Raw genomic sequence first — 12423 nt, forward strand, 5'->3', positions numbered from 1 at the left:
ACGTCCGCCGACCTTCGTCAGGTCACGCTCGCGCCGGTTCCGGGCACGCTGCCGGAATCGGCGCGGGCGTGGCCGGCACGGGGACCGGCCGAGCGGCTCAGAAGATCGCCGTGGTGGGCTCGATCGGACCCTCGGACGGGGGCGGGGGGCGGCGGTCGCGGCGGCGTACGAACCAGAGGCCGAAAAGGCCGCCGCAGATGCCCGACACGCACATCCAGATCCACCAGCGGTGCTCGGGGTCCGGCTGCACGACCAGGAGGACGACCAGGGCGACGGCCCACAGACCCGTACCCGTGAGGATCGTGAGCGTGTCGTTGGTCTTCAACGGCTGCAGATCCGGACGTCGTGGCTGGTTCACGTGCTCCAGACTAGGCGACGGTGTCTCACTGTTCGCAAAACGGATTACGTGAAGGCGCGAATCCATCTCGAAACCATCACCATCGGCAACCGGGTCTTCCCGAAAGAGGCACTCGCTGTCACTCTGCGTGAGTGAAAGATAGTAAAACCTCCCAAATAAGTGGACTTGACCGTTTCTTCCACATCTCCGACCGGGGCTCCTCCGTGAGTCGGGAGGTGCGTGGTGGGTTCGCCACGTTCTTCACGATGGCCTACATCGTCGTGCTCAACCCTCTGATCATCGCTACCGTCCCGGATGTCGAGGGCCAGTTCATCGGCGACGGAAGCGCGCCCAACATCCCGCTCGTCGCGGCCGGTACCGCCTTTGTGGCGGGAGTGCTCAGCATCCTGATGGGGGTCATCGGCAAGGTCCCCTTCGCGATGGCCGCGGGCCTCGGCCTGAACGCCTTCGTCACCTTCGGCATCGCCTCGCAGATGTCCTGGGAGTCGGCGATGGGCCTGGTGTTCCTGGAGGGCGTGATCATCGCGCTCCTGGTGCTGACCGGGTTCCGCACCGCCGTGTTCAACGCCATCCCACCCCAGCTCAAGACCGCGATCAGCGTCGGCATCGGCCTGTTCATCGCCCTGATCGGCTTCGTGGACGCGGGCTTCGTCCGCCGGGTGGCCGCGGGGCCGCCCCTGGAACTCGGCATCGCGGGTTCGCTGGCCAGCTGGCCGATCTTCGTCTTCGTGGTCGGCCTGCTGCTGATGGTGGTGCTGGTGGCGCGTAAGACGAAGGGCGCCATTCTGATCGGCATCGTCGCCACGACGGTCATCGCGATCATCGTCCAGGCCGTCACCAAGGTCGGCGCCGCGACGGTGCCGGGCCAGGACCCCAACCCGGGGGGCTTTCAGCTCGTCGTCCCGGAACTGCCCGAGAAGATCTTCGGGTTCGAGAACCCGCTGGTGCTGTTCACGGAGTTCGACCCGATCGGTGCCTTCGGCTCCGTCTCGGTCCTCGTGGCCCTGCTGCTCATCTTCACCCTGCTGATCACCGACTTCTTCGACACCATGGGCACGATCGTGGGCGTCGGCGGCCAGGCCGGGCTGCTCAAGGAGGACGGCACCCTGCCCAGGACCAAGGAGATCCTCCTTGTCGACTCGATCGGCGCGGCGGCCGGAGGGGCGGCCTCCGTCTCCTCCAACACGACCTACATCGAGTCGGCCGCGGGTGTCGGCGAGGGCGCGCGCACCGGCCTCGCCAGCGTCGTCACCGGTGTCCTGTTCCTGCTGGCGATCTTCTTCTCACCGCTCGTCGCCGTCGTCCCCTACGAGGCCGCCGCCCCCGCCCTGGTCGTGGTCGGCTTCCTGATGATGACCTCGATCCGGGAGATCGACTTCACCGACTACGAGATCGCCATCCCGGCGTTCCTCACGATCGTCCTGATGCCGTTCACCTACTCGATCGCCACCGGTATCGGAGCGGGTTTCGTCACCTTCGTGCTGATCAAGTTGTTCAAGGGCAAGGCCCGCGAACTGCACGCGCTGATGTGGATCGTCGCGGCGCTGTTCGCCGTCTACTTCGCCCTCGGCCCGATCAAGGCCCTGCTCAACCTGGGCTGAGCAGTGGTGCGGAAGCCGTCATGGTGCTCGATTTCGCCGGCCACCATGGCGGCTTTCGCGTGTCAAGGGCGACTGCTTCACGCCAAGATTGGCGAGCCCTGGCCGTCCGGCGCGCCGTCCGGCCCGCGTCGAGAAGTAAACCCCCTGGAGGGAATCACGTGCAGTCGTATATAGTTAGCAAAGGTAATGACTTATGCTAACGAATCACCCCAAGAAGGACCACGTCGCGATCCTGCGAAGCGACGCCGGTCTGGCTTCGGCCCTGCGCGTGTCTCTGGCACGACTGAACAGGCGCCTGCGCAGGCAGGCCGCGGTGCACTCGCTGACGCCCACCCAGCTCGCGACCCTCGCCGCCGTGGAACGGCATTCCGGGATAACCCCCGGAGAATTGGCCGATCTAGAGAAGGTGCAACCGCCCTCGATGACCCGCGTGATCGCCGTGCTGGTCGAGCGGGGGCTGGTGTCGCGTACACCGCACCCGACCGACCGGCGCCAGGTGACCGTGAGCGTGACCGACCAGGGTTCGGCACTGCTGAAGGAGGAGCGCCGTCTCAAGGAGGCGTGGCTGACGCGGCAGCTGAAGGAGCTGACACCCGAGGAGAGGGCGACGCTCAGGCAGGCGGCCCCGATACTGGAGAAGCTCAGCCGGATCTAGCCGACCCCGAGGAACCCGGGGCCCCGGCGGTCCCGCGTGACGCCGGGGCGTCCGCCATGCCAGGCGGAAAGTCCAGGAGAAGGCTCGGACTGCGGGCGCGGATGCGGCGGCGGGCCGCGAGGGCCGCCACCGTGAACGAGCTCCAGGCCACCGAGAGCGGATCGGCCCAGACCGTGCCCGAGACGCGGGACGGGATGTTCCGGTCGCTCCGCGTCTACAACTACCGGCTGTTCGCGGCCGGAGGCGTGGTCTCCAACGTCGGCACCTGGATGCAGCGCACCGCGCAGGACTGGCTGGTGCTCGACCTGACGAAGGGCAGCGCCGCCGCGCTGGGCCTGACCGTCGCGCTGCAGTTCCTGCCGCTGCTGCTGTTCGGCCTCTGGGGCGGCATGCTCGCCGACCGCTATCCCAAGCGGTCGCTGCTGATCGTCTGTCAGTCGCTGATGGGCCTGCTCGCGCTCACCATGGGTGTGCTCACCGTGACCGGCTCGGCCCAGGTCTGGCAGGTCTACGTGATGGCCTTCACGCTCGGCCTCATCGCCTGTGTCGAGGTACCGACCCGGCAGGCGTTCGTCGTCGAGATGGTCGGCCGCAAGGACCTGTCCAACGCGATCGCGCTGAACTCGTCGAGCTTCAACCTGGCCCGGGTGGTCGGCCCGGCCGTCGCCGGTGTCCTGATCCACGCACTGGGCGGTACCGGTCCGATCTTCCTGATCAACGCGGTGTCGTTCGCCGCGGTGCTCAGCGGCCTGTTCCTGATGCGCACCTCCCAGCTGACCACCCCGGAACCGGTGCCCAGGGGGAAGGGCCAGCTCCGCGAGGGCCTGCGCTACGTGATGGCGCGGCCTGAGCTGCTCATGCCGATCCTGCTGATCGCCTTCGTCTCGATGTTCACGCAGTCGTTCTCGATGTCGATAGCGCTGATGGCGCGTGAGATCTTCGGGGCCGGTGCCTCCTCGTTCGGGGTCGCCTCCAGCATGTTCGCGATCGGAGCGCTGGCGGGTGCCCTCGTGGCGGCGCGGCGGGTCAAGCCGAGCAGGCGCCTGCTGGTCGCCGGCGCCGTCGCGTTCGGCCTGTTCCAGATCGCCAGCGGCCTGGCGCCCTGGTATCCGCTCTACCTGATCCTGCTCGTGCCCGCCGGCATCGCGCTGATCTCGGTGAACACCGCGGCCAACGCCAGCGTGCAGCTGGCCACCTCGCCGGAGATGCGCGGCCGGGTGATGGGGATCTACGTGCTCGTGTTCACCGGGGGAGCCCCCCTCGGCGCGCCGCTGCTCGGCTGGATCTCCGAGCTGGGCGGGGTGCGTACCGGAGTCGTGATCGGCGGGGTGCTCACCCTGATCGGCGCCGCTGCGGCGACAATGCTGACAAGGCTGATCAGCAGGAGGTCGCATGCGGCTGTTCGTGGGATTACCGCCGCCGGCGCCGGCGCGTGATGAGCTCGTCCGCGCCCTCGAACCTCACCTGGCGCGATGGCCGGGGCTGCGTTGGCTGGACGCGGAGAACTGGCACGTGACGCTGTCGTTCCTGGGGGAGGTGCCCGACCGGGTGCTGCCCGAGCTGCGGACGCGCCTCGCCAGGGCGGCCGCGCGGCACGCTCCGATGACGCTGTCCTTCGCCGGCGCCGGCGCGTTTCCCTCGGCGGGCAGGGCTCGGGTCTTCTGGACCGGGCTGTGCGGTGACCTCCTCCGGCTGGGCCGCCTGGCCGATTCCGTGGCGGCCGGGGCGCGCCGCGCCGGAGCCGGACAGGCGGAGCACCGGAGGTTCACACCGCATCTGAGCCTGGCCAGATGCCGCCCCGAGACGGACATCGGTCCCCTGGTCGAGGCGTTCGGGCCGTTCTCCGGCACCGAGTGGGAACTGGAGACGGTGCACCTGATACGGAGCAACCTCGGAGCCAGGGTCCGCTACGAAACGGTTGAGGAATGGGACCTGGCGGCACGGGCACCTCGTGGGCAGGGCTAGGCTCCAGGGCGTGGATCGTCCCCGTCGCTGGCTGCTGCCCACGGTGCTCGTGCTTCTCGTGCTCCTCGTGGTGATCGGCGCACTCGTGTCCTAGGCCCCGTGCCCCTTGGATCTGCTGCCCACTGCGGTCAGGCGGGGCCTCGTCGCGTCGTCGGTCATCGCGGCCCCCTCCTGCGCCTCACGAGAGGCCCGCTGACCGAGCCTGGCCACGGCGAGATACGCGGGACAGGGGCTCTGGCCGCCCACCGGGGCTTGCCCGGCGACCTCGCGGGGGTCACCGTTCGGGCACCGCCTACCAGGCGTACTCCTCCGGCGCCGTCTTGAAGCCGGGGAAGATCTCGTCCAGGCGGGTCAGGGCCTTCTCGTCCAGCGCGATCTCCAGCGCCTTGGTGGTGCCGTCGAGCTGGTCGAGCGTGCGCGGCCCGATGATCGGCGCGGTGACGACCTGCTGGTGGAGCAGCCAGGCCAGCGCGAGGTTGGCCGGGTCCACACCGAGCTCGTCCGCGAACGCCTCGTAGCGCTCGATCTTGTCGCGGTGCTTCTCCAACTGGGCGGTGATCTGCTCCGAGGCCGACCGGCCCTTGTCGATCTTCTTGAGGATGCCGCCGAGCAGGCCGCCCGCGAGCGGGCTCCACGGGATCAGACCCAGGCCATAGTCCTCGGCCGCCGGGATGACCTCAAGCTCGGGGGCGCGGACGATCAGGTTGTAGTGGGACTGCTCGGAGACCAGGCCGAGAGTGTTGCGCCGCCGCGCGCTCTCCTGGGCCTTGGCGATGTGCCAGCCCGCGAAGTTGGACGACCCCACGTACAGGATCTTGCCCTGCTGCTTGAGGATGTCCATGGCCTCCCAGAACTCCTCGAACGGGGTGTTCCGGTCGATGTGGTGTGCCTGGTAGAGATCGATGTAGTCGGTCTGCATCCGCTTCAGCGACGCGTCGGCGGCGCGCCGGATGTTGAGCGCGGACAGGCGACCCTCATTGGGCCAGTCGCCCATGTCACCGTAGAGCTTCGTGGCGATCACCGTCTTCTCGCGGCGCTCGCCTCCCTTGGCGAACCATCGGCCGATGATCTTCTCGGTGATGCCCTCGCCCTTCTTCCAGCCGTACACGTTGGCTGTGTCGAAGAAGTTGATCCCCAGCTCATGGGCGTGGTCCATGATCGCGAAGGAGTCTTCCTCCGAGGTCAAGGGGCCGAAGTTCATCGTGCCCAGGCAGAGGCGGCTGACCTTCAGGCCGGTACGGCCAAGCTGCGTGTATTCCATGCGCCCCACACTAAATACCTGGAGTGCACTCCAGGCGAGAGGATCAGCGGGGAAATCCGTGTCGGCCGGCCCCGTCGCGTCTGTGCTGCCCGCCGGTCCCGCCGGGGCATGATGGCTGGATGCTGAGTAAGCCGGGGGAAGTCTTGGTTCGCGCGTTCGCGGTGGTCGGCCTGACCGCGGCCATGGCCTTCACGGGGCAGAGCGCATCGGTGGGCGACGGGCGGGCGGCATGGGCCGACGCGGGTCAGCGCACGGGGCAGGGGGTGCGGGCGGACGGTGAGGAGCGGCTCCTCTTTCGCTTCAAGGACAGCCGGATCAGCGAGTCGAGCGGGCTGGCGGTCTCGCCGACCCACGAGGACGTCTACTACACGCACAACGACAGCGGCGCCGGGCCGGTCTTCTACGCGGTCGGTCCCAACGGTCAGACCCGCGCGACCTTCACCCTGCGGGGGGCGGAGGCCCGCGACTGGGAGGGCATGGCCGCCTCCATCGACCAGAAGACCGGCCGGGGGGTGCTCTGGTTCGCGGACATCGGCGATAACTTCGACGGGGCCTGGCCTGATGTCTCGGTATACAAGGTCGCGGAGCCCACGGTGCTGAGCGACGCCGTCGTCCCCGCCGTGCGCTACCGCTTCCGCTACGAGGACGGCGGGCACAACGCGGAGGGCATCATGGTGAACCCCCGGACCGGGCGCCTCTACATCGTGACCAAGCAGTTCGCCGGCGCCGTCTACGAGGCACCGAAACGGCTGCGCACCGACAGGGTCAACGTGCTCCGCAAGGTCGGCCCGGCGCCCATCATGGCCACCGACGCCGCCTACGCCCCCGACGGGTCGAGCTTCGTGATCCGGACCTACTTCTCCGCCACGGTCTACCGTGCTCCCGGCGAACAGATCACCCGGGTGACGATGCCGCAGCTGGAGCAGGCCGAGTCGATCACCTACACGCGTGACGGCAGGTACCTGCTGACCGGTAGCGAGGGGAAGCGCAGCCCGGTCTACCAGGTGCCGCTGCCCGAGGAGGTTCTCCGTGAGGCGGCTCCGGAACCCACGACCGCCCTGCGGCGGGCGGCCCCCACACCGGCTCCCACGCCGGATCCTAAACTGGCCCCCACGCCGGGCGCCGGGGCGAAGGCCGAACAGGACGACACCGGCGAGGACGCGGGGGTGCCGACCTCGGCGGTGCTTCTCTGGCTGGCCATCGCCGCGGGCGCCACGGGCACCATCACCCTGATCGCCCGTAACACCCGCTGAGAGGTGATCGGGGCGTCTCGGCTGGTTCAGTCGGGAAGTTGCGGGTGGTGGGGGGAGGTGTGGGACAGGGCGGCCGCCACGTCGGCGTCGATGGGAAACCAGGCGTACAGCCCGGTTATCTGCAGAAGACGTTCCAGGACGTCCGACACCTCCGCCAGCCGCAACCAGCCGCCCGCCTCCGAGGTCATGCGCACGCCGCTGAGAAGCACCCGCAGCCCGGTGGAGTCGCAGAAAGTGATCTTCTGGGCGTCGATGACGATCCGGGGGCGATATTCGGAGACCAGTCGCTCGATGGTCTCCCTGAGTAGTTCGCTGGAGTTGCGGTCGATATCGCCCGCGACGCTGATCACGGTGCAGCCGGCACGCTCGTGGTGGTCGACGCCGATGGAGAGTTCTCTGCTCATCGCCTCGCATTTCCACCCGGTGAAGCTGTCGGTTTCGGCTGTCGTCCGACCTGATCAAGGTATACCCCGCCGGAGCGCCGGGGTGGGCGACGGGCGGGAGACATGTGCGTAACGGCTACGAGGACCAGCGCTCGTCTCCCGTGCCGCCGACCGGTCCGGAACGTGACCCCATGCCGAAGATGAATGACCGCATCCAGATTTATTGCCCCGACATATTCGGGTATTCCTCAACCGTCCCGGATGGATTTCCGGCAATAGGCAATGATGGTTAAGAACCAGAGGGGTTATCCCTTCTCTTCCAGTGAGGATTGCCGCTAACTTTCGAAGATGCGCGTTCTGGTAACCGGGGCATCAGGTTTCGTCGGCTCGCATGCGGTCGCCGCGCTTCTCGCCGACGGACACGAGCCGCTTCTTCTCATACGCAATCCAGAGAAAACGCGCGAAGTGCTGGCCGGTGTCGGGGTGACGGATCCGGTTCCCCTGCACAGGGCCGATATCCGCGACACGGCGGCCGTGCGGGACGGGCTCGAACAGTGCGACGCGGTCATTCACGCCGCCGCGGAAATCGGGGTCATCGGCCGTGTCGGCGACCTGGCCGGTACGAATGTGACCGGAGCGAAGAACGTCCTCGGGCAGGCCGTCGAACTCGGTCTCGACCCGGTCGTGCACATCTCGAGCATCGGCGTCTTCGTGCCCCCGACCGGCCCGGTGATCACGACCGAGAGTCCGCTTTCCACGCCGAGGAACGAGTACGGCAGGAGCAAGATCTCCGCCGAGCACTACGCCAGGCGGCTCCAGGAACAGGGGATGCCGGTCACGATCGTCTACCCGGCGGCGGTCGCCGGACCGTGCCAGCCCGCGCTGGACGCGCTGATGGACGGGCTGCGCGCGGGGCTGGAACAGGGATGGCCGATCACCGCCGGCGGCGTCGGCGTCGTCGACGTACGGGATCTGGCTCTCATACTCGCCCGCTGCCTCGAACCGGGGCGGGGACCTCGCCGGTTCATGCTGGGCGGGCACTACCTCACCTGGGCGCAGCTCGCCGACGTCTGCGACGAGGTGACCGGGAACCGCTGCCGGAGGTTCCGGGTCCACCGCTCGGTGCTGCGCGGCGCGGCGGCCGTGGTCGACGCGATGAAACTGATCAAGGAGATCGACTACCCGCTGACCAGGGACGCCGTCGAGATGATGGTCACGATGGTCCGCGCGTACGACACCCCGACCCTTGAGGCGCTCGGCGTGGGGCTGCGGCCGGTCCAGGAGACCGTCACCGACTCGCTGCGCTGGCTGGCGCAGGAAGGGCACCTCGGTCTGGACAAGGTCGGCAGGCTGGCGGGTAGTGTCACGCGGTAACGCGATCCCTCCAGCGCGACAGGGGTGGCGGCGGTGACCACCTCACAGTCAGGAGTCGACGATGGACGTCGGGTTGGCCGTGGCCGGTTTGCGGGTGGGCGGGGAGCGGCGATGAACGTCGGGGTCGTGGGTGCGGGGATCGTCGGGTTGGCCGTGGCCGATTTGCGGGTGGGCGTCGGCGATGGGTGCCGGGGTCGAGGTGTGGGTGGGGGGTGGCGATGAACGTCGGGGTCGTCGGTGCGGGGATCGTCGGGTTGGCCGTGGCCAGGGAGGCGGCGCTGACCCGCGGGGCCAGGGTGACGGTGCTGGACAAGGAGGACCGCGTCGGAGCCCACCAGACCGGGCACAACAGCGGCGTCGTCCACGCCGGGATCTACTACCGGCCCGGCTCGCTCAAGGCCACGCTCTGCCGTGAGGGTGTGGCACTGCTGCGGCAGTACTGCGCCGAGCACCGCATCCCCTACGACGAGGTCGGCAAGCTCGTCGTCGCCTCGACCTCGGCCGAGCGGCCCGAGCTGCGGCGGATCGCCGAGCGGGCCCGTGCGAACGGGGTTCCCGGCATCGCTGAGCTGGACGCGCTGGCCCTGCGGGAGGTCGAGCCGCACACCGTCGGCACGGGTGCCGTGCACTCCCCGCGCACCGCGATCGCCGACTTCCCCGCCGTCGCCAGGCGTCTGGCCGCGGATGTGGAGGAGAACGGCGGATCGGTGCTGCTCTCACATCCGGTGCGCGCGATACGGGAGACCGCGAGCGGGGTGAAGGTCCTGGCGGGGGAGCGGACGCTGAGCTTCGACCGGCTGATCGTCTGTGCCGGGCTCGGTACCGACACCGTCGCACGGATGGTCAAGGCCGCCGGGGACGTGCGGATCGTCCCTTTCCGCGGTGAGTACTACGCGCTGGCCGGCGCGGCGAAGGACCTGGTCCGAGGGCTCGTCTACCCGGTTCCCGACCCCCGCTACCCGTTCCTCGGCGTGCACCTGACCCGCAGGATCGACGGTGAGGTGCTGGTCGGCCCCAACGCGGTCATGGCGTTGGCGCTGGAGGGCTACTCCTGGCGGGACGTCGACCTGGCGGAGCTGGGCCGGATTCTGGCCTGGCGTGGCACCCGGCGGCTGGCCGCCCGGCACTGGCGGACCGGGATCAGGGAGGTGACCGGTTCGGTGGGCAGGAGGTCGTTTCTGAAGGCCGCGCGCCGCTATGTCCCGGCCCTGACCGCCGCCGACCTTGTCAGGACCACCGGCGGCGTTCGCGCACAGGCCGTGGACGCCTCCGGCGGCATGCTGGACGACTTCGCGATCGACGTGCACGGCCGTGTCGCCCTCGTGCGCAACGCCCCCTCACCGGCGGCAACCTCCAGCCTGGCCATTGCCAGACATATTGTGGGGTTAGCCTCTGTGTTGACCAGTTAACTGCTTTCTCATGTGGGCCGGTGAAAATAGACCAGTGACCGACTCACCCGAGGCACGTCTGCTGATCGTCGAGGACGAGCCGAACATCCTTGAGCTTCTGGCCGCGAGCCTGAGGTTCGCCGGGTTCGGCGTCAACACGGCGGGCAACGGCACGGACGCCGTCGCCGCCGTCCAGCGGCACCGGCCCGATCTCATCGTGCTTGACGTGATGCTCCCGGACATGGACGGCTTCGACGTCGTACGGCGTCTGCGCGGTGGTGGCAGCGACACCCCCGTGGTCTTCCTCACCGCGCGCGACGCCACCGAGGACAAGATCCGGGGGCTGACCCTGGGCGGGGACGACTACGTGACCAAGCCGTTCAGCCTGGAGGAGGTCGTGGCCCGGATCAGGGCGGTGCTACGCCGTACCGGCTCCGGCGACCTCGCCCCCCGCCAGCCCCGGCTCAACTTCGCGGACATCGAGCTCGACGAGGAGAGCCACGAGGTGTGGCGCAAGGGCAAGGCGGTGGCACTGTCACCCACGGAGTTCAAACTGCTCCGCTACTTCATGGCGAACGCGGGGCGGGTGCTGTCCAAGGCCCAGATTCTCGACCACGTGTGGGACTACGACTTCCGGGGCGATGTCGGCATCGTGGAGTCCTACGTCTCCGTGCTCCGTCGCAAGATCGACAACACGGACCCGCGGCTGATCCACACGCTGCGCGGCGTCGGATACGTGTTGCGCCTGCCGCCGACGCCGTGATGCTCAACGCGACCCCGCTGCGGGTGAAGCTGATCGCCGTCATCCTGGCCCTGCTGACGATCGCGCTCACCCTCATCGGGATCGGCAGTGTCTCGATCATGCGTGGTTACCTGATCGACCGCGTCGACACCCAGATCGACATGATGGTCGACACCGCGCTGCGCCGGATGAACCGGGGAGTCATACCGATCGGCAAGCCGCTGTCGCCCGACGCGAGGTTGGAGCTCCGCGGCTCCAGCGGCAGGACCTTCGACGCCTACAGCGGCGCCGACGTGGAGGGCAAGCCGGGGCCGTCGGTGCCTCAGGGCCAGGACAACCGGCCGTTCGACAGCGGCGACTGGCGAGCTCGCGCGGTCCCGTTGAACGGCGGCGGAAATCTCGTCGTCGCCGTTGACATGGCCGAGGTCCGGCAGATCGTCGGCCAGCTGGCGCTGGTGGAACTCCTCGGCGGTGGCGGTCTGATGCTGATGCTCGCCGGGGCCGGGATTTTGATCATCCGCAGGAGCCTGCGCCCACTGGAGGAGATCGAGCGCACCGCCGAGGCCATCGCCGCCGGAGACCTGAGCCGCCGGGTCCCCGATGCCGACCCGCGCACCGAGGTGGGCCGCCTCGGCCGGTCGCTCAACGGCATGCTCGCCCAGATCGAGACCGCCTTTCGGGCCCGTTCGGAGTCGGAGTCCTCGGCTCGCAGGTCGGAGGAGCGCATGCGAAGGTTCGTGGCGGACGCCTCGCACGAGCTCCGCACGCCGCTGACCTCGATCCGGGGGTTCGCCGAGTTCTACCGGCAGGGGCCGGGAATCGACGCCGCGCCGCTGATGCGCCGGGTCGAGTCCGAGGCGGTCAGGATGGGCCTGCTCGTCGACGACCTGCTGATGCTCGCCCGGATGGACCAGCAACGGCCGCTGGTCATGCGCCCGGTCGACCTGCTCGCCATCGCCGCCGACGCCGTCCACGACGCCCGCATCCTCGCCCCTGAGCGCGAGGTCACGCTCTCGGTGGACGGTTCCGCGCTCATCGTCTCCGGCGACGAGGTACGGCTCCGCCAGGTCGTGGGCAACCTCATGACCAACGCGCTCACCCACACTCCCGAGCGGACTCCCGTGCGGGTGACGCTCTCCGCCGATGACGGGATGGCCGTCATCGAGGTCGCGGACGAGGGACCCGGCCTCACCTCCGAGCAGTGCGAACGCGTCTTCGAGCGGTTCTACCGGGTCGACTCCGCCCGGGGCCGCCGCGCCCCCGAGGACGGCGGGAGCGGGCTCGGCCTGGCCATCGTGGCCGCGATGGTCGAGGCCCACGGCGGCAGCGTCGCCGTGGACTCGGAATTCGGCAAGGGCGCGACGTTCCGGGTGCTTCTTCCCCTCGCCCCCGAGTCCGACTGACCTCCCGTCCGGTACGACGCCGCCTGTTCGAGGGTGTCCT

At 68.9% G+C, this 12423-nt stretch carries 12 protein-coding genes; 9 read left to right on the top strand and 3 right to left on the bottom strand.

All coding sequences use genetic code 11. The features are described from left to right. Positions 1-97 precede the first annotated feature (97 nt). Positions 98-358 carry a DUF2530 domain-containing protein gene (locus ABZU75_RS23120; RefSeq protein WP_355557686.1) on the bottom strand — a complete coding sequence of 87 codons (261 nt, stop codon included), beginning with the start codon at positions 356-358 and terminating at the stop codon, positions 98-100. 131 nt (positions 359-489) lie between these two features. Here ABZU75_RS23120 and ABZU75_RS23125 point away from each other — a divergent pair, with 131 nt between their 5' ends. The 4 genes from ABZU75_RS23125 (at position 490) to thpR (ending at position 4579) form a co-directional block, all read left to right on the top strand. After that, positions 490-1959: an NCS2 family permease gene (locus tag ABZU75_RS23125; protein ID WP_355557689.1), complete on the top strand. Its 1470-nt coding sequence runs from the start codon at positions 490-492 to the stop codon at positions 1957-1959. Between the two features lie 193 nt (positions 1960-2152). Further along, a complete protein-coding gene (locus ABZU75_RS23130; protein ID WP_355557692.1) occupies positions 2153-2614 on the top strand; it encodes a MarR family transcriptional regulator in 462 nt (153 codons plus the stop codon). 56 nt (positions 2615-2670) lie between these two features. Beyond that, the gene (locus ABZU75_RS23135; protein WP_355557695.1) at positions 2671-4050 is read left to right on the top strand and encodes an MFS transporter; all 1380 of its coding nucleotides are present in this window, start codon (positions 2671-2673) and stop codon (positions 4048-4050) included. Continuing rightward, positions 4007-4579 (top strand): RNA 2',3'-cyclic phosphodiesterase, encoded by a 573-nt coding sequence (gene thpR, locus ABZU75_RS23140; RefSeq protein ID WP_355557698.1) that lies wholly within the window; start codon positions 4007-4009, stop codon positions 4577-4579. Before ABZU75_RS23135 ends, thpR begins: the two co-directional genes overlap by 44 nt. A gap of 292 nt (positions 4580-4871) precedes the next feature. On the opposite strand, the gene ABZU75_RS23145 is transcribed toward thpR, so the two are convergent. Then, entirely contained in the window at positions 4872-5840 is a 969-nt protein-coding gene (locus ABZU75_RS23145; protein ID WP_350915654.1) for an aldo/keto reductase, read from the bottom strand. 119 nt (positions 5841-5959) lie between these two features. On the opposite strand from ABZU75_RS23145, the gene ABZU75_RS23150 reads away from it, so the two are divergent. After that, positions 5960-7093, top strand: coding sequence for a hypothetical protein (locus ABZU75_RS23150; protein WP_355557701.1), 1134 nt, complete (start codon positions 5960-5962; stop codon positions 7091-7093). A 26-nt stretch (positions 7094-7119) separates the two neighbouring features. On the opposite strand, the gene ABZU75_RS23155 is transcribed toward ABZU75_RS23150, so the two are convergent. Beyond that, complete coding sequence (locus ABZU75_RS23155; RefSeq protein WP_355557704.1) at positions 7120-7497, bottom strand: STAS domain-containing protein; 378 nt, start codon at positions 7495-7497, stop codon at positions 7120-7122. A 327-nt stretch (positions 7498-7824) separates the two neighbouring features. Here ABZU75_RS23155 and ABZU75_RS23160 point away from each other — a divergent pair, with 327 nt between their 5' ends. The 4 genes from ABZU75_RS23160 to ABZU75_RS23175 all read left to right on the top strand — a co-directional run bounded on the left by ABZU75_RS23160 (position 7825) and on the right by ABZU75_RS23175 (position 12383). Continuing rightward, positions 7825-8850, top strand: coding sequence for an NAD-dependent epimerase/dehydratase family protein (locus ABZU75_RS23160; RefSeq protein WP_355557709.1), 1026 nt, complete (start codon positions 7825-7827; stop codon positions 8848-8850). 218 nt (positions 8851-9068) lie between these two features. Then, a complete protein-coding gene (gene lhgO / locus ABZU75_RS23165; RefSeq protein ID WP_355557712.1) occupies positions 9069-10259 on the top strand; it encodes an L-2-hydroxyglutarate oxidase in 1191 nt (396 codons plus the stop codon). Between the two features lie 10 nt (positions 10260-10269). After that, positions 10270-11001 (top strand): response regulator transcription factor, encoded by a 732-nt coding sequence (locus ABZU75_RS23170; RefSeq protein WP_355557715.1) that lies wholly within the window; start codon positions 10270-10272, stop codon positions 10999-11001. Beyond that, positions 11001-12383 (top strand): HAMP domain-containing sensor histidine kinase, encoded by a 1383-nt coding sequence (locus ABZU75_RS23175; protein ID WP_355557752.1) that lies wholly within the window; start codon positions 11001-11003, stop codon positions 12381-12383. Before ABZU75_RS23170 ends, ABZU75_RS23175 begins: the two co-directional genes overlap by 1 nt. Positions 12384-12423 lie beyond the last annotated feature (40 nt).

Origin of the sequence: Streptosporangium sp. NPDC005286 (genome assembly GCF_040607515.1) — a bacterium.
In the GTDB taxonomy this organism is placed as follows: domain Bacteria; phylum Actinomycetota; class Actinomycetes; order Streptosporangiales; family Streptosporangiaceae; genus Streptosporangium.